The 20,496-nt window shown below is 62.7% G+C and carries 23 protein-coding genes; 9 read left to right on the top strand and 14 right to left on the bottom strand.

Annotation, left to right across the window (positions count from 1 at the left end; all coding sequences use genetic code 11):
• Positions 1-7 precede the first annotated feature (7 nt).
• The 3 genes from LMTR3_RS17685 (at position 8) to LMTR3_RS17675 (ending at position 4,550) form a co-directional block, all read left to right on the top strand.
• Entirely contained in the window at positions 8-700 is a 693-nt protein-coding gene (locus LMTR3_RS17685) for a cytochrome c3 family protein (protein WP_065746337.1), read from the top strand.
• Between the two features lie 919 nt (positions 701-1,619).
• Positions 1,620-2,087 (top strand): hypothetical protein, encoded by a 468-nt coding sequence (locus tag LMTR3_RS17680; protein WP_065746336.1) that lies wholly within the window; start codon positions 1,620-1,622, stop codon positions 2,085-2,087.
• A 228-nt stretch (positions 2,088-2,315) separates the two neighbouring features.
• On the top strand, positions 2,316-4,550 hold the full coding sequence (locus tag LMTR3_RS17675; protein WP_065746335.1) for a PAS domain-containing hybrid sensor histidine kinase/response regulator: 2,235 nt from the start codon (positions 2,316-2,318) through the stop codon (positions 4,548-4,550).
• A gap of 136 nt (positions 4,551-4,686) precedes the next feature.
• Here the strand turns inward: LMTR3_RS17675 and coaA are convergent, their stop codons facing one another.
• The 7 genes from coaA to hisB form a co-directional block, all read right to left on the bottom strand.
• A complete protein-coding gene (gene coaA, locus LMTR3_RS17670; protein WP_065746334.1) occupies positions 4,687-5,643 on the bottom strand; it encodes a type I pantothenate kinase in 957 nt (318 codons plus the stop codon).
• Between the two features lie 15 nt (positions 5,644-5,658).
• Positions 5,659-5,982 (bottom strand): phosphoribosyl-ATP diphosphatase, encoded by a 324-nt coding sequence (locus tag LMTR3_RS17665; RefSeq protein WP_057844937.1) that lies wholly within the window; start codon positions 5,980-5,982, stop codon positions 5,659-5,661.
• Between the two features lie 83 nt (positions 5,983-6,065).
• Entirely contained in the window at positions 6,066-6,842 is a 777-nt protein-coding gene (gene hisF / locus LMTR3_RS17660; protein WP_065746333.1) for an imidazole glycerol phosphate synthase subunit HisF, read from the bottom strand.
• A 99-nt stretch (positions 6,843-6,941) separates the two neighbouring features.
• Entirely contained in the window at positions 6,942-7,691 is a 750-nt protein-coding gene (hisA, locus tag LMTR3_RS17655; protein ID WP_176721930.1) for a 1-(5-phosphoribosyl)-5-[(5-phosphoribosylamino)methylideneamino]imidazole-4-carboxamide isomerase, read from the bottom strand.
• Positions 7,679-8,329 carry an imidazole glycerol phosphate synthase subunit HisH gene (hisH, locus tag LMTR3_RS17650; RefSeq protein WP_065746332.1) on the bottom strand — a complete coding sequence of 217 codons (651 nt, stop codon included), beginning with the start codon at positions 8,327-8,329 and terminating at the stop codon, positions 7,679-7,681. Before hisH ends, hisA begins: the two co-directional genes overlap by 13 nt.
• Positions 8,326-8,859: a DUF2628 domain-containing protein gene (locus tag LMTR3_RS17645; protein WP_065746331.1), complete on the bottom strand. Its 534-nt coding sequence runs from the start codon at positions 8,857-8,859 to the stop codon at positions 8,326-8,328. Before LMTR3_RS17645 ends, hisH begins: the two co-directional genes overlap by 4 nt.
• Positions 8,860-8,898: 39 nt before the next feature.
• On the bottom strand, positions 8,899-9,492 hold the full coding sequence (gene hisB / locus LMTR3_RS17640) for an imidazoleglycerol-phosphate dehydratase HisB (protein ID WP_028348312.1): 594 nt from the start codon (positions 9,490-9,492) through the stop codon (positions 8,899-8,901).
• Between the two features lie 191 nt (positions 9,493-9,683).
• Between hisB and hslV the strand changes: the two genes are divergently transcribed.
• The 4 genes from hslV to hslU are packed head-to-tail and all read left to right on the top strand — an operon-like array spanning position 9,684 to position 12,689.
• Positions 9,684-10,235, top strand: coding sequence for an ATP-dependent protease subunit HslV (gene hslV, locus LMTR3_RS17635; RefSeq protein WP_065746330.1), 552 nt, complete (start codon positions 9,684-9,686; stop codon positions 10,233-10,235).
• 13 nt (positions 10,236-10,248) lie between these two features.
• Positions 10,249-10,734 carry a GNAT family N-acetyltransferase gene (locus tag LMTR3_RS17630; protein ID WP_065746329.1) on the top strand — a complete coding sequence of 162 codons (486 nt, stop codon included), beginning with the start codon at positions 10,249-10,251 and terminating at the stop codon, positions 10,732-10,734.
• Entirely contained in the window at positions 10,731-11,336 is a 606-nt protein-coding gene (locus LMTR3_RS17625; protein WP_065746328.1) for a DUF2585 domain-containing protein, read from the top strand. The genes LMTR3_RS17630 and LMTR3_RS17625 overlap by 4 nt, the downstream gene beginning before the upstream one ends.
• A gap of 51 nt (positions 11,337-11,387) precedes the next feature.
• A complete protein-coding gene (gene hslU / locus LMTR3_RS17620; RefSeq protein WP_065746327.1) occupies positions 11,388-12,689 on the top strand; it encodes an ATP-dependent protease ATPase subunit HslU in 1,302 nt (433 codons plus the stop codon).
• Between the two features lie 58 nt (positions 12,690-12,747).
• On the opposite strand, the gene LMTR3_RS17615 is transcribed toward hslU, so the two are convergent.
• From LMTR3_RS17615 to LMTR3_RS17605, 3 genes are read right to left on the bottom strand one after another with little or no spacing between them, the layout of a single operon-like run.
• Entirely contained in the window at positions 12,748-13,344 is a 597-nt protein-coding gene (locus LMTR3_RS17615) for a Smr/MutS family protein (protein WP_065746326.1), read from the bottom strand.
• Positions 13,341-14,927 carry a murein transglycosylase A gene (mltA, locus tag LMTR3_RS17610; RefSeq protein ID WP_084029685.1) on the bottom strand — a complete coding sequence of 529 codons (1,587 nt, stop codon included), beginning with the start codon at positions 14,925-14,927 and terminating at the stop codon, positions 13,341-13,343. Before mltA ends, LMTR3_RS17615 begins: the two co-directional genes overlap by 4 nt.
• Positions 14,905-15,606, bottom strand: coding sequence for a Tim44/TimA family putative adaptor protein (locus LMTR3_RS17605; RefSeq protein WP_065746744.1), 702 nt, complete (start codon positions 15,604-15,606; stop codon positions 14,905-14,907). Before LMTR3_RS17605 ends, mltA begins: the two co-directional genes overlap by 23 nt.
• Positions 15,607-16,035: 429 nt before the next feature.
• Between LMTR3_RS17605 and secB the strand changes: the two genes are divergently transcribed.
• Positions 16,036-16,524, top strand: a complete 489-nt coding sequence (gene secB, locus LMTR3_RS17600) for a protein-export chaperone SecB (RefSeq protein WP_057844928.1) — start codon at positions 16,036-16,038, stop codon at positions 16,522-16,524.
• Between the two features lie 25 nt (positions 16,525-16,549).
• On the opposite strand, the gene dnaQ is transcribed toward secB, so the two are convergent.
• From dnaQ to LMTR3_RS17580, 4 genes are read right to left on the bottom strand one after another with little or no spacing between them, the layout of a single operon-like run.
• Complete coding sequence (dnaQ, locus tag LMTR3_RS17595; RefSeq protein ID WP_283809304.1) at positions 16,550-17,356, bottom strand: DNA polymerase III subunit epsilon; 807 nt, start codon at positions 17,354-17,356, stop codon at positions 16,550-16,552.
• Positions 17,280-17,879, bottom strand: a complete 600-nt coding sequence (gene coaE / locus LMTR3_RS17590) for a dephospho-CoA kinase (RefSeq protein WP_065746324.1) — start codon at positions 17,877-17,879, stop codon at positions 17,280-17,282. The genes dnaQ and coaE overlap by 77 nt, the downstream gene beginning before the upstream one ends.
• A gap of 27 nt (positions 17,880-17,906) precedes the next feature.
• Complete coding sequence (locus LMTR3_RS17585; protein WP_065746323.1) at positions 17,907-18,515, bottom strand: Maf family protein; 609 nt, start codon at positions 18,513-18,515, stop codon at positions 17,907-17,909.
• 10 nt (positions 18,516-18,525) lie between these two features.
• Positions 18,526-19,365: a pyruvate, water dikinase regulatory protein gene (locus LMTR3_RS17580; RefSeq protein ID WP_065746322.1), complete on the bottom strand. Its 840-nt coding sequence runs from the start codon at positions 19,363-19,365 to the stop codon at positions 18,526-18,528.
• Positions 19,366-19,810: 445 nt separating this feature from the next.
• Here LMTR3_RS17580 and hemJ point away from each other — a divergent pair, with 445 nt between their 5' ends.
• On the top strand, positions 19,811-20,257 hold the full coding sequence (gene hemJ / locus LMTR3_RS17575; RefSeq protein ID WP_065746321.1) for a protoporphyrinogen oxidase HemJ: 447 nt from the start codon (positions 19,811-19,813) through the stop codon (positions 20,255-20,257).
• Positions 20,258-20,496 lie beyond the last annotated feature (239 nt).

Below are 20,496 nucleotides of genomic sequence, written 5' to 3'. Positions count from 1 at the left end.
AGCTTCGATGCAGCGGATCAAGGCATTCCTGATCTGGTTCTGGCAGATTGCCAGCCGGCCGAGCGCGCATTTGAGCCTGGGTTTCCTTGCCTTGGGCGGCTTCATCTGCGGGGTGCTGTTCTGGGGCGCCTTCAACACCGCTCTCGAGATCACCAACACCGAAACATTCTGCACCTCCTGCCACGAAATGCGCGCCAACGTCTTTGAGGAGCTGCAGCACACCCCGCACTTCTCGAACCGCTCGGGCGTCCGGGCCAGTTGTCCCGACTGCCACGTCCCGCACGACTGGACCGACAAGATCGCCCGCAAGATGCAGGCTTCGAAGGAGGTCTGGGGCAAGATCTTCGGCACCATCGACACCAGGCAGAAGTTTTTGGATCACCGGCTCGAACTCGCCAAGCACGAATGGGCGAGACTGAAGGCAAATGATTCCCTGGAATGTCGTAACTGCCATTCCGCCGTCGCGATGGATTTCACCAAGCAGACGCGGCGGGCTGCCGACATCCACGGCAAATTTCTCGTCACCGGCGAGAAGACCTGCATCGATTGCCATAAAGGCATCGCGCATGAATTGCCCGACATGACGGGCATCGAGCCGGGCTGGCGAGCTCCACCGGAGTTGAGGGACCGTCAGAGTTTTCGCGGCAATCCGCGGGATGAGCTTGCACGGTACCTCGCCGTCACCGCAGCCGAGCAATAACGCGCGGCCGAGCACACCCTGCGTGATAATCTCGACATCGCTGAGCCAGCGCCGGTCGACTGATTTGCCGCGCGCCCAAGCGAAAATTCAATGCGCGGCTGTGACCAATTGGCACGACGGGCAAATCAATTCTGATTTTCCGAAATCGTGTCAAGCCCGGCAATCAAAAATATTCCGCTTAACGTGCAGGGCAAATCAGCGGCATAACTCCGCCCGTCTCACCCGGTTGAGGGGCGCTCGCGATCGTCACGAACGTGCGGTGAGATGCGGTGGACGCGAGAGGCGCATCGACGTAGGTGCCCGACGCGTACGGCGAAGTCGTGTGGTCCTGATGTCGCGGTGCTGGCATGAAGTTCTTTGAGAAGCGAAAGCTTCTCAGGAGCGACGGTGGCAAAAGAGCCGTTCACCGGGGAGAGCACGAAGTAAGCCGTAAAGCCATTGCGCAGGGAAGGCCGGGATGCTCCCGCTGTACCTGTATGCTCGTGTGCGCTTTTGCTTTGCGCACTTGCACACGAGACCGCGGGTGCAGCAAGCACCCGGTCTTCCCTGCGCCCTCTGATCTCGATGAGGGCAAAAGATATGCAAACCTCGGGCGAAATGCGCCGCGAGAATGCCGCCTCATACTCAGTCGTCGTCACCCGCGAAGGCGGGTGACCCAGTATTCCAGAGACGTCAATGACCAAACCGAGATGCCGCGGCGTACTGGATGCCCCGCCTTCGCGGGGGACGACAGCTTTGTACGCGGCGGACTATGGGCGCACGGTCACCGCTGCCGCACAAAGTCCCTTCGCCTCACTCGCGACCAGGATGCTGCCGCGACAAAAAACAACCCGCGTCAACGTCGCGGTAACTAGTTTCCTTTACTCTCTGCCAACCATAAGTCCCGTGTCGCGGACTTATGGTGAGCGAGTAGCGTGTCATGTTGCGTTTGAAGATTCTGGCCTCGGTGATTCCGCTGGCAGTTGTCGCCCTGTTCGCGCGCGGCGAATTTTTGGCCGGTCCGCGGCCCTGCATCGAAATATCAGGCACTTCCGTCCAGATCGCCGCCCTCTCCTGGCAGGCGCACCGGCACGTCGGCTTCACAGGCGATCCAGGCCGCGCGACGGTGCGGGTCCAGATTACCGACAACGCGGAAGCGGCCGACTTCACCGTGATCGACGATATCGATACGGCCGAAGTCGGCGCCTGCGCGAGCAACGCGCCACCGCTTCTGGTCGCGATCGCCCGCAATCCCGCAGGCTCCGATCCCGTGATCTATCTTTCCAGGGATGGACCGGCCGATCACCGCATCTTCGTGTCCTCGAGGAGCTTTTCGCTGCTCGACGCCGCCGCCCTGATCGTCGGCGCTCGCGGCGAGCGCCTCCGCATCGAAGCGGCGTCGCTCTAGGTTTGGAGCATGGTCCCCCGGGTCGAGCCCGAGGGCATGCTTGTCGGAAAAGCGGTTCCCACTTTTTCGGACCATGCTCGGTTAACCTTTCATTCACCCTGTTCTCATCGCGGCCGTCATGCGCTGGGAGCCTCAAGCACTTTGCAACATCGGCGACGCATCGTCCTTCCTCGAGGGGCGGCGAAGCAGGCCGGTTCAATTCAAGCAGCAAGCTTAGGGTCATTGGCGATGGGACGGACTTTCCGGATCAAGCTTCGCTTTCGCCGCTTCGGCCGCCGTCATCCCTGGCTCACCTTCGCGCTGCGCTCCTTCATGATCTTCTCGGTCGTGTTCGGCGGAGCCTTTGGCTTCATCACCGGAGCCAAGGCGGAAAATTCCGGCTATGATCCGTACTCTTTTGCGATCGGCGTCGCCTTCCTGTTTGCGATCGCCTGCGTCGCGCTCGCCACCCTCAGCGTCCGGCTCCGCCTGCTGCGCAAGAAGATGCGCAAGGTCGCGCTGCATAATGAAGCGTTGGCCGACCGGAACTGGGAATTGCAGGAAGCCGAGCAGCGTACCCGGCGGCTGTTCGAATCGCAGGGCGACCTGATCGTTCTGCGCGACGGCGAGGGCCGCATCACCTACGCCAACGACGCCTATTGCGAGCTGGCGCAAATGCCGCGCGACGCGCTGATCGGCAGCCGCTTCGCGCTTACCGTTCTCGAGCAGGGCGACACCGCGCTCGAACCGAGCGGCACCCGCGTTCACGACCAGCGGATCGAGGGACCGCTAGGCCCGCGCTGGATCGCATGGCGCGAAGGGTTCGTCCGCAACGACGCCGGAGAGCGAGCGGAAATGCAAAGCGTCGGCCGCGACGTTACCGATCGCACCGAGAGCGAACGCGCGCTGACCGAGGCCCGCGACCAGGCGGACGCGGCAAGCCGCGCCAAGTCGCGTTTCCTCGCGATGGCGAGCCACGAGATCCGCACGCCGCTCAACGGCATCATCGGCATGAGCGGCCTGCTGATGGATACGCCGCTGACGCCGGAACAGGCGACCTATGTCAAGGCGGTGAAGACCTCCGGCGACGCGCTGCTCTCGCTGATCGAGGAACTCTTGGATTATTCCAAGATCGAGGCCGGCAAGATCGACCTCGAACATCGTCCGTTCGCCTTGTCGGGCCTGATCGAGGACATCACCGAATTGCTCGCGCCGCGCGCGGAGGCCAAGAAGATCGAGGTGGCCGCCTATGTCGACGAACGGCTGCCGACGCACGTGATCGGCGACGCAGCTCGCTTGAGGCAGGTGCTGCTCAATCTCGCCGGCAATGCGATAAAATTCACCTCCACCGGCGGTGTCGCCCTGATCGTGGAGCCCGGCATCTGGCCCAATGAAATCAGTTTCCTGGTGCGCGATACCGGCATCGGCATCGCCCCCGAAGCGCGCGAGCGGATCTTTCGCGAGTTCGAGCAGGCCGACGACAAGATCGCCCGCAGCTACGGCGGCACCGGTCTCGGCTTGAGCATCTCCGACCGTATCGTCAAGCGCATGGGCGGCCGCATCGCGCTGGAGAGCACGCCGGGCACGGGTTCGACATTTGAAGTGTCGCTCCCCCTTGCCGCCGCGGGCGGCGAACAAATCTCCTTTGCGGTGCCGGATCTTTCCGGCCACTCGATCATGCTGGTGTCGCCCGCGAGCATCGAGGCCTCGCTGACCGCGCGGCGGCTGCAGCGCTGGGGCGGACAGACCTGCATGGTATCAGACGCCAGCGTCGCAAAGGCTCTGTTGCCCGAGCGCGCCTGGCACGCCGTTCTGATCGATCACGCGCTGGGGCTCGCCGAAATCGAACGGCTCGGCGAAGCCGCGCGCCTTCATGCCACCCAGCGCATCGTGATGTTTACGCCGGCGACGCGGCACGAAATGCAACCATCCGCCACGTCCGCCCTCACCGGCTATCTGGTCAAACCGCTGCGCGCAGCCTCGCTCGCGGCGCGCATGACGGCCGCGCCGGAAGTGGCCGCGCCGAGCCTGGATCCGGCCATCGACGCGAGCGAGACGACGGCCGCGCCGTCGGCCAAGGGCCTGTCGATCCTGGTCGCCGAGGACAACCAGATCAATGCGCTGTTGATCCGATCGCTGCTCGGCCGGCTCGGCCATCACGCCGTCATCACCACCGACGGCGCCGAGGCGCTGGAGTCCTGGCTCTCGGCGAAATCCGCGGGCAGCCCCTACGATCTCGTCCTGATGGACATCCAGATGCCGCAGCTCAACGGCATCGAAACCACCAAGCGGATTCGCACCCTCGAGTCCGGCGAGCCGGGTAGCCGGACGCCGATCCTCGCGCTCACCGCCAACACGCTGGTGGAAGATCGCTACGCCTGCTTCGAAGCCGGCATGGACGGATTCCTGATCAAGCCGCTCGACCGCGAAAAACTTGCCGAGGCGCTCGCCGGGCTGATCGCGTCACAGCACATTGCGGCGTGAGTGGGAGCAAAAGTCGTCACCGCGAGCGCAGGATTCGTAGGGTGGGCAAAGCGAAGCGTGCCCACCACTCAGATGTCGGGGGAAGATGGTGGGCACGGCGCAAGGGCGCCTTTGCCCACCCTACGAAATTCGAAGTCTACAGCCGCCGCAGCGCGACCGTCTCGACCAGATGATCGGCGCGTTTTTTCAGGATCAGCGTCGCGCGCGGACGGGTCGGCAAAATATTGTCCTCGAGATTGGCGAGGTTGGTGCGCTCCCAGATCGCGATCGCGGTCGCGGTCGCCTCCTCGTCGGAGAGCACCGCGTAGCGATGGAAGTACGATTTGGGATCGTGGAACGCGGTGTCCCTGAGCGCCAGGAAGCGCCGCACATACCATTCGCGCAGCACCGGCTCCTCGGCGTCGATATAGACGGAGAAGTCGAAGAAATCCGACACCACCGGTATCGCCTTGCCGTCGCGCGGCAGTCGGCCGGTCTGCAGCACGTTGACGCCCTCGACGATCAGGATGTCCGGGCGATCGACCTCGATCCACTCGTTCGGCACGATGTCGTAGACCAGATGCGAGTAGACCGGCGCGCGCACCGGCCGGCGCCCGGCTTTGATGTCGCTGAGAAACGCCAGCAGCATCGGGAGATCGTAGCTCTCGGGAAAGCCCTTCTTCTGCATCAGCCCCTGCCGCTCGAGCACGGCATTGGGAAACAGGAAACCGTCGGTCGTCACCAGGTCGACCTTGGGCCGCGGCGACCAGCGCGCCAAGAGCGCCTGCAGCACGCGCGCGGTGGTCGATTTGCCGGCGGCGACCGAGCCGGCAACGCCGATGATGTAGGGCACCTTGCGGTCGCGGATGGCGAGAAATTGGCGCTGCGCCCGGAAGAGCCGGTCGGTCGCATCGACATAGATCGACAGCAGGCGCGACAGCGGCAGGTAGATGTCCTCGACCTCCTGCAGGTCAAGGCGGTCATGCATCGAGCGCAGCCGCTCGAATTCGCCCGGCTCCAGCGTCATCGGCGTGTCGTCGCGCAACCGCGCCCACTGCTCGCGCGTGAAGATCCGGTAGGGATTGTATTGCTGTTCCGGGGTGCGGATATCCATGAGCTGTCCTCTCGGCTAGTCGCGCTTGCGCGACGCCTTCTCCTCAAGCCCGGACATCGAGGTCCGCTGCGCCAGCGCGGCTTCGACCTCCTCCAGCTTCACGCCCCGCGACTTCAACAACACCAGCAGATGAAACAGCAGGTCAGCGCTTTCGGCAATCAGGTGGCTGCGGTCGTTCTCGACCGCCGCGATCACGGTCTCGACCGCTTCCTCGCCCAGCTTCTTGGCGCAGTGCTCCGCGCCCCTGTCGAGCAATTTGCGGGTGTAGGACGCCTCTCCTCCCGATGCGGCCCGTGCATCGATGGTAGCGGCCAGATCATGGATCGTGAAACGCGACATCAATCGAACTCAACGCTCGCGCCCGGCCAAAGGCCGGGTCGCCGTCCCAGGCAAGGACTTAGCACTTTTGTGACAGGGAGTCGTCAGGGATCGAGCCGCATCGGCAGCCCGGCGCGCACCATATGCTCCTTGGCTTGGCGTATGGTAAATTCGCCGAAGTGGAATATCGAGGCCGCCAGCACTGCGGTGGCGTGGCCCTGGCGGATGCCGTCGACGAGGTGGTCGAGGTTACCGACCCCCCCGGAGGCGATGACCGGTACGGGAACACTATCGGCGATGGCCTGCGTCAGCGGCAGGTCGAAGCCTTGGCGGGTGCCGTCGCGATCCATCGAGGTCAACAGGATCTCGCCGGCGCCGAGCGAGACCACTTCCTGCGCGTATTCGATGGCGTCGATCCCGGTGGAGTTGCGCCCGCCATGCGTAAAAATCTCCCAGCGGTCCGAGCCGCCGCCGCGCTTGACCCGCTTGGCGTCGATCGCGACCACGATGCACTGCTCGCCGAATTTTTCCGCCGCCTGCTTGACGAATTCACGGTTGGAGACGGCGGCCGAATTGATCGAGACCTTGTCGGCGCCGAAGCGCAGCAGCGTCTTGATATCCTCGATGGTGCGCACCCCGCCACCGACCGTCAGCGGCATGAAACAGGCTTCCGCCGTGCGCCGGACCACATCCAGCATGGTGCCGCGGTTTTCGTGGGTGGCGGTGATGTCGAGGAAGCACAATTCGTCGGCACCGGCCGCGTCATATGCAATCGCCGCCTCGACGGGATCGCCGGCGTCGCGCAGGTCGACGAAATTGACGCCCTTGACCACGCGACCGTCCTTGACGTCGAGACAGGGGATGACGCGGACCTTGAACATCACAAAACTCCCAAAGCGTTTTCAAGCGAAGTGGGCACCGGTTCGCGTGAAGAAAACGCATCAAAATAAGAAGGTAGAGCCATGGTCCTGACCATGGCTCTACGCCGCGGCGCGCGCGTTGCGGATCAGCGTCAAAGCGGCGGCGGGATCCAGCCGCCCATCATAGAGCGCGCGGCCGGCAATGGCGCCGGCGAGCTTCTTGGCGCGCGGCTCGAGCAGCGCCTTGACGTCCTCGATGGAAGCAAAGCCGCCGGATGCGATCACGGGAATGGAAATGCGTTCCGCGAGCGCAATCGTGGCATCGAGGTTGAGGCCCTTCAACAGGCCGTCGCGCGCGATGTCGGTGAAAATGATGGCAGCGACACCGGCATCCTCGAAGCGTTGCGCGATTTCGAGCGCGGTCACCTGCGAGGTCTCGGCCCAGCCTTCCACCGCAACCTTGCCGTCGCGCGCGTCGAGTCCGACCGCGACGCGGCCGGGGAATTTTTTCGCCGCGCCCTTCACCAGCTCCGGATCGCGCACCGCCGCCGTGCCGATGATGACCCGCGCGATGCCCTTGTCGAGCCAGGCTTCCACGGTCTTGAGATCGCGGATGCCGCCGCCAAGCTGCACCGGCATGGTGACCGCGTTGAGCATCGCCTCGACCGCCAGCGCGTTCATCGGCTTGCCGGCAAAGGCACCGTCGAGATCGACGACGTGGAGATATTCAAACCCTTGCTCGGCAAAAGCGCGGGCCTGCGCTGCCGGATCGAGGTTGAACACGGTCGCGCGCGCCATGTCGCCCTGCTCGAGGCGCACGCATTGGCCGTTTTTCAGGTCGACGGCAGGAAAGAGGATCACGGCTTCCACTTCAAAAAGTTCGAGATCAGGGCCAGACCAAAACGCTGGCTCTTCTCGGGGTGAAACTGCGTGCCGATGGCGGTGTCTCGGCCTACGATCGCGGTCACCGGCCCGCCATAGTCGGCACGCGCCAGCACATCGGCTTCATTGGAGGCGTTGAGGTGATAGGAGTGCACGAAATAGGCATGGCGGCCCTTCGGCCCGAGCTGCAACCGCTCCAGCACCGGGTGCTCGCGGACCAGGTCGAGCGTGTTCCAGCCCATATGCGGAATTTTCAGATTTTCCTCGCGCGGGGAAATCTTCTCGACGTCGCCCTCGATCCAGTTGAAGCCGTCGGTCGTGACGTGCTCCTTGCCGCGCGTCGCCATCAACTGCATGCCGACGCAAATGCCGAAGAACGGCCGGGCCTTGGCGCGCACCGCTTCGGTCATCGCTTCCAGCATGCCGTCCACGGCGTCGAGACCACGGCGGCAATCGGCGAAGGCACCGACGCCCGGCAGCACGATGCGATCGGCGCGGTACACCGCGTCCGGATCGCGCGTCACCATGACCTTCTGCGGATCTTCCATGCTCCGCGAGGCGCGCTCGAAAGCCTTTGCCGCCGAGTGAAGATTGCCCGAGCCGTAATCGACGATCGCAACGGTCATCGTGGCCCTCCCGGCTCCGGAAACAAGCCGATGATTCCGCCTTGCGGCAAGGGCGGCGGCGGTTTGGAGAACGACTGGCCCGGAATGTTGCGGGTCGGCGGCGGTGCGCCGCGATCGACCGACCGTTGGTCGTTGATCAGCCCGCGCTGCCGGCCAGTCCAGCGTTCGAAGAAGCGGTGTTCGGCAGCTTCCTCGTCGTCGGCAACCACGATATCGAGTTGGCGCCATTTGCGCCGCGACAGCGTCCAGCGCCGCAGGCTGGCCGCTTCGAGGCCCATCAGGATGGCGAGCAGGACATCAACAGCGAAGATCGTGCCGCGGTTGGCGCCCAGCGCCGACATCCCGAACTGCACGGCTGTCATCAGAACAATCCAGCCGATCAGCGCCAGCCACAGCCGATGCCACAACAGCCAGATCACGCTCGCGACCGCAGCCCAGAAATGGAAGCCGTCACGGACAAACACGAACTTGTCGGTCGCCGGAAGATCGGCGCCATTGGCTACGGGAGCATGCACTGTGTAGACCGGCATCGAATCTCTCCGCCGCGAACGAAAACGGGAACAAAACAATCAGCCGCCGAGCTGACCCTTGGTGGAAGGCACCTCGCCCGCCGCGCGCGGATCGATCGCGACCGCGGCACGAAGCGCCCTCGCCAGACCCTTGAAACAGGATTCGGCGATATGATGGCTGTTCTCGCCATATAAGGTCTCGACGTGCAAAGTCACGCCGGCGTTGATGGTGAAGGCGTTGAACCATTCGCGCACCAGCTCGGTGTCGAACTGTCCGACCTTGTCGCGCGGAAAATCGACTTTGAACACCAGTACCGGCCGGCCCGAAATGTCGATCACGACGCGCGACAGCGTTTCGTCCATCGGCATGTGGATCGAGGCATAACGGGTGATGCCGGCCATGGTGCCGAGCGCCTGCTTGACGGCCTGGCCCAGCGCGATGCCGACGTCCTCGGTGGTGTGGTGGTGGTCGACATGGAGGTCGCCATCCGCCTTGACCGTGATGTCGATGCGGGAATGCCGGGCCAAGAGATCAAGCATATGGTCGAAAAAGCCGATCCCGGTCGAAACCTTGGACACGCCCGTGCCATCGAGGTTCACCGCGACCTCGATGTCGGTTTCCTTGGTCTTGCGCTTGATGGACGCTGTGCGCATGAAAACTGCTTCCCTTAGGCCGCTTGGGGCCGAAAACGCGGCCCTTTTAACAGGCGGATGTCACCTTCGCTACTGCGGGATGACGTTTGAAGGGCTGAACTTCGGCGCATGGTGACCGGATTCGGGGGTGAAACGGCGCGATTGTAACCCCTCCCCTCAACCCCTAAATCTGACTGGAAAGAGGGCGATCCATGCAAGCATCTGAAAACAACCTGCCGATCTGGCACGGCACCACGATTTTGACGGTCCGCAAGGGCGGCAAGGTGGTGATCGGCGGCGACGGCCAGGTCTCGATCGGCCAAACCGTCATCAAGGCCAACGCCAAAAAGGTCCGGAAAATCGGCAAGGGCGACGTCATCGGCGGTTTTGCCGGGGCCACCGCGGATGCCTTCACCCTGTTCGAGCGGCTGGAGAGCAAGCTTGAGCAATATCCGGGGCAATTGACCCGCGCGGCGGTCGAACTGGCCAAGGACTGGCGAACCGACCGCTATCTGCGCCGGCTGGAGGCGATGATGATCGTCGCCGACAAGGACGTCTCGCTGGTCCTGACCGGCACCGGCGACGTGCTGGAGCCGGAAGCGGGCGTGATGGCGATCGGCTCCGGCGGCAATTATGCCCTGGCGGCCGCCCGCGCGCTTGTCGATACGGACAAGGATGCCGAAACCATCGTGCGGCGAGCGCTCGATATCGCTGCCGACATCTGCGTCTACACCAACCGCAGCGTCACGATCGAAATGCTCTGAGGAGCCGCCGGTCATGGCGCCGGAATATGTCTTCCGCCCGATGACTGTGGCCGACCTGCCGTTGATACGGCAGTGGCTCGCGCGGCCGCATGTGCGCGAATGGTGGGGCGATCCCTCTGAACAATATGAACTGGTTAGCGGCGATCTCGATGAACCGGCGATGGATCAGTTCATCGTCTCCGCAGGAGGCAGCGACTTCGCCTATCTGCAATGCTACGACCTGACCGCATGGAATTCAGGCTTTGGCGACCATCCGCGCGGCACCCGCGGCATCGACCTCTTCATCGGCGAGCCGGACATGATCGGGCGCGGCCATGGTTCGGCTCTCATCCGGGCCTTCGTCGAGAACCGGTTGAAGCGCGGCGCGCCGCGCATTGTGACCGATCCCGATCCAGCCAATACCCGAGCCGTGCGTGCCTATGAGAAGGCGGGCTTTGAAAAAGTCGGTATGGTCGATACACCTGATGGCCTCGCTCTATTGATGGTCCGCAACGCATGACCTCCACCAACAGTATCGAGAAAGCTCCAGTCACGCTTTCGGGCCGACACTGGATATTAATTGCAGCCGGCATCCTCGCAGCGCAAGCTGCGATCCTGTACGGGATGGGACGCCTGCCGATCTGCGCCTGCGGCTACGTCAAGCTCTGGCACGGCGTCGTGCAGAGTTCGGAAAACTCCCAACACATCGCCGACTGGTATTCGCTGTCGCATATCCTGCACGGCTTCCTGTTCTACGGCGCGGCCTTCCTCGCGTTCCCGCGCCTGGCCTGGCAGGGCCGCCTGATACTCGCCATCCTGGTCGAGGGCGGCTGGGAACTGGTCGAGAATTCCGACTGGATCATCAATCGCTACCGCGCCGGCACGATCTCGCTGGATTATTTCGGCGATACCATCATCAATTCGATTTCCGATATGCTCTTCATGATCGGTGGCTTCCTGCTGGCGAGGAAACTTCCCGTGGCAGTCACCGTCGCTCTCGCGGTGTTGTTCGAGCTGGTGATGACGCTCCACATTCGCGACAATCTGACGCTCAATATTATTATGCTGATTCACCCCTTCGAGGCGATCAAGCTGTGGCAAAGCGGGCCGCCGATCATTTAGCGGCCTCGTGAACCGCTTGCTCTCGCAACATTGGACACCTACCTAGGACCCATGACTGACTTTTCTCCCCGTGAAATCGTCTCCGAACTCGACCGCTTCATCGTCGGCCAGGCCGACGCCAAGCGCGCGGTATCGATCGCGCTGCGCAATCGCTGGCGACGGCTGAAGCTCACCGGCTCGCTTCGCGAGGAGGTGCTGCCGAAAAACATCCTGATGATCGGGCCGACCGGCGTCGGCAAGACCGAGATCGCGCGGCGGCTGGCAAAGCTCGCCGGCGCCCCGTTCATCAAGGTCGAAGCAACGAAATTCACCGAGGTCGGCTATGTCGGCCGCGACGTCGAGCAGATCATCCGCGATCTCGTCGAGGTCGCGATCGTGCAGGTGCGCGAGCGCAAGCGCAAGGATGTGCAGGCCCGCGCGCAACTTGCCGCCGAGGAGCGCGTGCTGGACGCGCTGGTCGGACCGGCCTCCAGCCCGGCTACCCGCGATTCCTTCCGCAAGAAGCTGCGCGCCGGCGAGCTCAACGACAAGGAAATCGAGATCGAGACGCAATCCTCCGGCGGCATGCCGATGTTCGAGATTCCGGGGATGCCGGGCGCGCAAATGGGCGCGATCTCGATCGGCGACATTTTTGGCAAACTTGGAGGGCGAACCAAGACCCGCCGGCTCACGGTTGAAGGCTCGCACGAGATTCTCGTCAACGAGGAATCCGACAAGCTGCTCGACAATGACCAGGTCGTGCTGGAAGCGATCGCGGCGGTCGAGAACAACGGCATCGTGTTCCTCGACGAGATCGACAAGATCTGCGTGCGCGAAAACCGCGTCGGCGGCGACGTCTCGCGGGAGGGCGTGCAGCGCGACCTGCTGCCGCTGATCGAAGGCACCACCGTCACGACCAAGCACGGCGCGGTCAAGACCGACCACATCCTGTTCATCGCCTCCGGCGCGTTTCATATTGCCAAGCCCTCGGATCTGCTGCCGGAATTGCAGGGCCGCCTGCCGATCCGCGTCGAGTTGGAGGCGTTGACCCGCGACGACATGCGCCGCATCCTGACCGAGCCGGAAGCGTCGCTGATCAAGCAATATGTCGCGCTGATGCAGACAGAGGGCGTGACACTCGATATCACCGACGGCGCCATCGACGCGCTGGCTGATATCGCCGTCGCAGTCAATTCGACGGTCGAGAACATCGGCGCGCGGCGGCTGCAGACGGTGATGGAGCGCGTGCTCGACGAGATTTCATTCGCCGCGCCGGACCGTCATGGCGAGACCATCAAGGTCGATGCCGAATACGTGCAGAACCACATCGGCGATCTCGCCAAGAACTCGGATCTGAGCCGGTTTATTTTGTAGCCGTCACGTCCACCGCCGTCGTCCCCGCGACAAAGACATGCCGCCGCTCCAAGCGAGATTAGAGACGCGCCCGTCGCACGCGCACGTACAGGGCGCCCTCGCCGCCATGGCCGATATGGGCTTCCTCGAAGCCGACCACCAGCGCGCGGAATTCCGGTAGTCCGAGCCATTGCGGCACCTGACGGCGCAGCACGCCGCGCTCGGACTCAGCACCCACCTTGCCCTTGCCGGTGATGACGAGCACGAAGCTCAGCCCGTCATGATGGGCCCGCTGCAGGAAACCGAACAGCGCGCGATGCGCGCGCGTCTGCGTCATGCCATGCAGGTCGAGTCTTGCATCGATCTCCTTGCGACCACGCGACAGATGCGATCGCTCGCGACGGCCGATCGGCGCCAGCGGCGGCGGTTCCGGCTTTGAAGGCGCAACCATTCGCGCCGGCGCGACGTGCCTCGGTGAAGCGGCGGCTTTCGGAGCGATCTTGTGCTCGGCTTCGGCCGGAGCAGCCGACGGCTTCGAGGCACGGTGTCGCTTGCGCAGCGGCTTGACCTGCTTGGCGACGCTCTCCCACAGCACGCGCTCCTCTTCGCTCAAGCCGCGCTTGCGGCGCGGCGGCTCCGGCAAGTCGGGAATCAAACTCGACGACCGGCGTTTCATCGACGATGGCGATATCGGCGCAGGTGACGCGGCTGCGGCTTTGCCGAAACCGCTTCAACGTTCGGCCGCGGTTCTGGAAGCGGTACTGGTTTTGCGACGGCAGCTTGGATGGCCGGGCTCGGCGAGGGCCCGGTTGCAGACGTTGTCGCCGCCTGCACCGCGGGCTTGGCGTTGGTCGCCGTCGTCACATCGGACGGTTTTCCCGCATTCTTCGGATCCTTGGACGGATCGGTTTGCGGGAACAGCTTTGCGATCGTCTCCGACGGCCGCTCGTCGGGCACCGGCATCTTGCGGCCACGCGCCATCGGATCAAGGCTCTTCGGCACCAGGATCGCGAAGCGGGCATTGTGGCGGAGGCGGCCGGCCACCTTGCCGGCATCGAGACCGGCGCCGAAGTAGAGGTCCGCGCGCGCCGGGCCGACGATGGCGGAGCCGGTGTCCTGCGCAATCATCAGGCGGCGAAACGGTGTCTTCGATCGCTCCGATTCGATCGGAAGCTCGCCCTCGATGAAGAACGGCGTGCCGTAGACATGCAGTGATTTGTCGACCGCGATCGACCGGCCCGGCGTCAACGGCACGCCCTGGGCGCCGACCGCCTCGTCCTTGTCGGAAAGCTGCACTTCGCGGAAGAAGACGTAGGACTTGTTCTGCCGCCGCAGCTCGTCGGCCTCATTGGGATTCTGTTCCATCCATTCCCGGATCTTCTGCATCGACATCTGATCCTTGGGGATGATGTTGCGTTCGATCAGGATGCGGCCGACCGGCGTATAGGGAAAACCATTATGCGCATCGTAATTGATGCGAACGGTCGAGCCGTCATCGAGGCTGACCCGCGCCGAGCCCTGGATTTGCGAGAACAGCAAGTCGGTCTGATCCTTCAGAAAACAGATCTCGAGACCGCGGCCGGCGATTGCGCCATCCTCGATCTCGGCGCGATCGTAGTAGGGCACCAGCTTGCGGCGGCCGATCTTGCGGAACACCTGGCCCTTGTTGGGCAAGCCGGCCGAGCTCTGCGTGGTGCCGCGGACGAACAGGTTTGAGGGCCGGCGATAGACCGGCACCTTGTAGACCTCGTTCTCCGTCCGCGAGCCGTCGACGATCGGTTCGTAATAGCCGGTAACAAAACCCTCGCCTTCACCAAGCCGCGAAATGCGCAAGGGAAGAAAGTGCTGCTCGAAGAAGGCCCTCGCCTTCACGCCATCTGATAGTTCGAGGCCCTTGGCGATACGGCAGGGATCGCGCAGCGACGTGCCGAGTGCCTTTGGATCGGCGGGCGGCTTTTGCTGCGCCGCTATCGGCCTGCAGCTCGTGCGGAATGCCCTGTAGGCGGCGAGATGATCGTCCTCGCTCCAGCCTGCGATCTCGGACCAGGCGACCGGCGCATACTGGCCGCCGCTAATCTGAAACGGGAATTCGAGCGGTGGGTATGGCAGGTGGCGGACGGGCTGCGGATGCGAAGGCTTTTGCGCACGTGAATGGCGCACTGCTGCGGCATCCGATGGTGCGATCGAGCACGCCAAAGCGAGCACGCCCAGCGCAAGCCCCGCAAGGCTTTGCGTCTTAGCCCGCGCTTCCGGTGCCAACCAGCTTCCAGTTCGGATCGCGAGAGCTCGTGTCGCGGGCGAAAGTCCAGACATCGGTGATATCGGCGACCTTATCGGGGTTGCCATCGACAATGGCGCCGGTCTTGTCGCGTGTGACCGAAATCATCTGCGACACGAAGCGAACCGTCAGTTGGGCCGCGCGGTCGCGGGCTTCCGCACTCACCAGCTCGGCCTTGTCGATCGAAACAAACCGCGTTTCGGTTTTCTGCTCGTGCTTCTCGCGATCCTTGATCACGGCCTCGAAGCTCTCATAGACCTCGCTCGACAGGAGATCCTTCAGCGCCCGGCGGTCGCCATTGGCGAAGGCCAGCACGATCATCTCGTAGGCGCTGCGGGCGCCGGAGAGAAAGTGCCGCGGATCGAATGAGGAGTCCTGGGCGGTGATGGCGTCGAGGCCCGCGGCGAGCGGCGTGCCCGGCTCGGCAATGCCTTTCCAGCGATCGGCCGACGCAATATCGGCATTCGGCGCCAGCGGCGTCTGATCGATGACGGTACCCGGCATGGGAACGACGTTGTTGTCCTGCGTACGCTGCACGACGTTGGGAGCGGCGCGATCATAGGGCGGACGCTCGCTCCCGGTGCGCTGTCCGAGGACGCTGCGCAGGCGCAGGAAGATAAAGACCGCCAGCGCCAGGAAGATGATGGTATAAATATCCACGTCGTATTCGCTTTCTGGTTCCAGCGCCGGCAACGGGCCCGGCGGTCGAGCGTTCCCTGGTGAGAAGCTCTCTTACGAGATTTCCCTGAGAACGGCAGAGATTACATCATCGATCGAGACTGCAGCATGTAGGCATGAAACTGCGCCCGGCCAATGGCGCGTTTTGGCGCGGTCTAATTGTAGCGCGTTTTGGCGACGAGGGGAAACCCGATCATGGCCGGAAATCACGCACATTCAATTATTTACGGTACATTTTGCGCGGTTGGCGGGGCAGTATTGGGCATATCCGCCACAAAATGACGGCCGGGCTGGTCTGCCGCCGAGCCGTCGTCCTTGTGGAATGAGCCGGGCCTATGATAGCCACTCGCCCGGAAAACGCATTCTTAGACGAACCCGGGCCGCGCTCGCGAGCGCTTCAGGAGAAATTTTATGACCAACGGCAACGGCGCGCCTCCCGAACAGGCCCCTCCCCAGCTCAACGTGCTGGCCCAGTACATCAAGGACCTGTCGTTCGAGAATCCGAACGCGCCCTCCTCGCTGGCGCCGCAACAACAGCAGCCGGCGATCAACATCCAGATCAACGTTTCGGCGAACAATCTCGCGCAAAACGAGTTCGAAGTGACGCTCTCGATCGAGGGCAAGGCTGAAAATGCCGGCAAAGTGATGTTCAGCTTCGAACTCGCCTATGCGGGCGTGTTCCGCATCGTCAACGTGCCGCAGGAACAGCTTCATCCGCTGGTCATGATCGAATGCCCGCGGCTGTTGTTCCCGTTCGCGCGCGAGATCATCGCGACCGCGGTGCGCGACGGCGGCTTCCCGCCCTTGATGCTCGATCCCGTCGATTTTGTCGGCCTGTACCGTCAAAACATGGAACGGCAGGCCGCGGCACAGGCCGCTTCGGGCGCCAAGCCGAGCTAAAAGGCGAGCGGCGGCTTGTTTGCCGCTAGGCTGTTGCCGGAAGAAAATCGTTCCAGATCGGCTTGTCGCCCAAGGTGGCGATGAAGGCGCGATGGGCCTCGCGATCGGCCTCGGTGATTCGCGGCACCAGCGGTATTTCGCGCTGCCGGCGTGGCGTATCACCAATCCCGCTGGTAACCGTGACGCGGGTTTCCGACGCCAGGATCAGTTGCGACTGCCGCGCGCCGATCAGATCGATATAGACCTCGGCCAAGAGCTCGGCGTCGAGCAGCGCGCCGTGCTTGGTGCGGCGGGAATTGTCGATCGCATAGCGCGAGCAGAGATCGTCCAGCCGATTCGACACGCCGGGATGCTTGCGGCGCGCCAGTAGCAGCGTATCCACCAGCCGTTCGCGCAGAATCGGCTGCCGCCTGATGCGGTCGAGCTCGGCATTGATGAAGCTGATGTCGAACGAGGCGTTGTGGATGACGAGCGGTGCGTCGCCGATGAATTCCAGGAACTCCTCGACCACTTCGGTGAACAGCGGCTTGCTGGCGAGGAACTCGGTCGACAGGCCGTGCACGGCAAAGGCTTCCGCCGGCATGTCGCGCTCGGGATTGATGTAGCGGTGAAACGTCTGCCCCGTCGGCATGCGGTTGAAGATCTCGATACAGCCGATTTCGACCAGCCGATCGCCGCGCAGCGGATCGAGGCCCGTGGTTTCGGTATCGAGGACGATTTCGCGCATGGATGTGAGAGACCGAAGTTTCGACGAATCAGGTCCGCCGCTGCGGCATCTTAACAACCTCGGCCAGAATGTCGCGGATCCGCGCGCGCACCGGGTCCAGCCCATGCGAGGTATCCACCACGAAATCCGCGCGCTTGCGCTTTTCGGCATCGGGCAGTTGCCGCGCCAGAATGGCGTCGAGCGCCTCTGATGTCATGGTGCCGCGTGCCAAAATTCGCTCGCGCTGGGTTTTCGGATCGGTCGTGACCACGACCACCGCATCGACACGTTTCTCGCCGCCGGTTTCGAACAATAGCGGGATGTCCATCACGACAACCGACGCGCCGGACCGCTCGGCCTCATCGAGAAATTTCTGGCGGGACGCGCCGAGCATTGGGTGAACGATCTGCTCGAGCTGCTTGATAGCTGCAGGGTCATGCACCATCTTGGCGGACAATTTGGCACGATCGACCTTGCCGTCCACCGTCGTGCCGGGAAACGCTGCTTCGATCGCGGGCGCCGCCTCGCCTTGATAGATTTTGTGAACGGCTGCGTCGGCGTCGTAAACCGGGACGCCCGCCTCGGTGAACAGTTTTGCGGTGGTGGATTTTCCCATCCCGATCGAGCCGGTGAGTCCCAGGATCCGCATCAGATCGCCATTGCCAGAGTAATGATTCTAGACATTGAGCAAGCCCTCGCCGCGCAGGAATGCCAATAGCGGCAATAGCGGCAGGCCGAGGATCGTAAAATGGTCGCCCTCGATCCGTTCGAACAGATGCACGCCTAGCCCTTCGAGTTGATAGGCACCGACGCTGGTGGTTACCGCCTCTCCGACCCAGTCCAGATAGCCCTCGATCTCGATATTGGCCATACGACGCATCGTCATTCTGGCAATGCTGACGTCGGAAAACACTAGCTTGCCGTCATGGGCAACCGCAACGGCGGAGTGCAGCTCGTGCGTCTGGCCGGCAAGCAGCCGCAATTGCTCTGCGGCCTGCGCGCGCCCAGCCGGCTTGCTGAATAGCCGGCTTGCCAAAGCCAGCGTCTGATCGGCGCCGACGACATAACGACCGGGATTTTTCGACGATACGAAACACGCCTTCTCGCGCGCCAGGAGGCCCGCGATTTCACCGGGCGCGGAAAGGCCTGAGTTCTTCTGCACGGATCGTTCGTCGATATCGGCAGGAACGGCGTCGAAGGAAATGCCGGCATTGGCAAGCAGCATTTGCCGCGCGCGGCTCTGCGAAGCGAGAATCAGCGGATGTTGGCCACGCCAAATGGTCATCTTGGCTGCGTCATTCAGGAAGCCGCTGCCGCTGGCGATCGGTGAACAATTTTAGCACCGCCGCCGCGGTTTCCTCGATCGAACGCCGTGTCACGTCGAGCTGCGCCCAACTGAACCTGGCGCTCAGTTTACGGGCATAGGCTACTTCATCGGCCACTGCCTGACGATCGATGTAATCATCATTGGGGGTGTCGGCGCCCATGCTCAGCAGGCGATTTTGCCGGACCTGGATCAACCGCTCCGGCGTCGCATGAAGGCTGACGACCAGTGGCTTTTTCAGTGTCTCCAGTTGGTGCGGCAGCGGAATGCCCGGGACCAGCGGCACGTTCGCGGTGCGGACGCCGCGGTTGGCGAGATAGATCGAAGTCGGCGTCTTCGAGGTGCGGGATACGCCGACGAGAACGACATCCGCCTCTTCCAGGCCTTCGACGTGCTGCCCGTCATCATGCATCATGGTATAGTTCAGGGCGTCGATGCGCTTGAAATATTCCGCGTTCAGAACGTGCTGGGCGCCTACCCTGCCCGTCGTCGCCGCGCCCAGATAGGCCTCGAACAACTGCATCACCGGACCAATGATGGAGAGGCTCGGTATGTTGATGTTCCTGCACTTGGCTTCCAGCCGGGCGACCAGATCCTTTTCCAGCAACGTGAAGAGCACGATGCCCGGTGCTTCCTCGATCTCGTCAAGCACGCGGTCGAGCTGCTTCTGGCTACGCACCAGCGGATAGACATGTTCGACCGCCGTCACGTTGGCGTATTGCGCGGCGACCGCGCGCGCCACCGTGATCAGCGTCTCGCCGGTCGAGTCCGAAACCAGATGAAGATGAAAATAGTTGCCGGTCGTGGGCACCAGAACCCCTGTGTATTCCTGTGAATCCTGTGGAGCATAACCGAGATGTCCGGCCCTGGATCGTCGCCTTCGGGAAAACCCTTGGTTTCTTCACAGGGCCTCACGCGAGGACAAGTCCAACGCCTCGCGGCAATGATAGTGAGAAGCTGTGGATTTGTCTCTTCATAAGCTGACCACAAAACATCGCAAGCGATTGATGCACGTGGTGTTATCAGGACGATCCGGTGTCTGGCCCGAATTGGTGATGGATGTGAACAAGCCCCGCAAAGAGGCTGGACGATTTTGTATGAGTCCAAATCACCGTCACTAAGACTCAAACCTAAGATTCTAAAATTATTAGTTTAGAGAAGCGGTGCTTTGCGGATATGTCTTGCGTCCCACGCTGGCGGAGCTTCTTCGCAACGCTTGAGAAGATCGGAACGTTCCGGAGATCAGGGCGGCTGCAATGTACGAGTGGATCACGATCACGGCCTACCCGTGGATCAAGGCGCTGCATGTGATTGCCGTCATCTCGTGGATGGCCGGCATGCTCTATCTGCCGCGGCTGTTCGTCTACCATTGCGAAGCCGAGGTTGGATCGAAGCAGTCCGAAACCTTCAAAGTGATGGAGTGGCGGCTGCTGAAGGTGATCATCAACCCCGCGATGATCATCACTTGGCTGGCCGGACTCTATATGGCCTGGAGCGGACATTGGTACATGTCCGGCTGGTTTCACGCCAAACTGACGCTGGTGCTCATCCTGTCGGGTGTCCATGGCTTTTTTTCCCGCTGGGTTAAGGATTTCGCCGCTGACCGGAACACCAGAAACAAGAAATTCTATCGCATTATCAATGAGGTACCGACAATCCTGATGATCTTCATTGTCATCCTGGTGATCGTGAAGCCGTTCTAGGGCGCCTTTTCGTGGGTCGGTCGGTTTCTCGCCTGCTTGCGAAGCGGCGGCCGATTTTCTATATTATCGAAATCCCACCCCACGCAGGCGGATGTGGCTGCGTTCCGGCTCCTTCATTGGACCGGCCGCCGCATCAGGTTTGAAGCCTCACCGGCGCTTTCCTTGCTTAGACCTGCGGACCTTCCATTTTTCGTGTCCGGCTTTCCCCAAAGCCAGCTTCGCACCCTTCTTAAAAGACA

Origin of the sequence: Bradyrhizobium sp. LMTR 3 (assembly GCF_001693485.1) — a bacterium.
GTDB lineage: Bacteria > Pseudomonadota > Alphaproteobacteria > Rhizobiales > Xanthobacteraceae > Bradyrhizobium.
The sequence above is the reverse complement of the archived record's forward strand: the minus strand, read 5'-3'. Positions and strand labels throughout refer to the sequence as shown.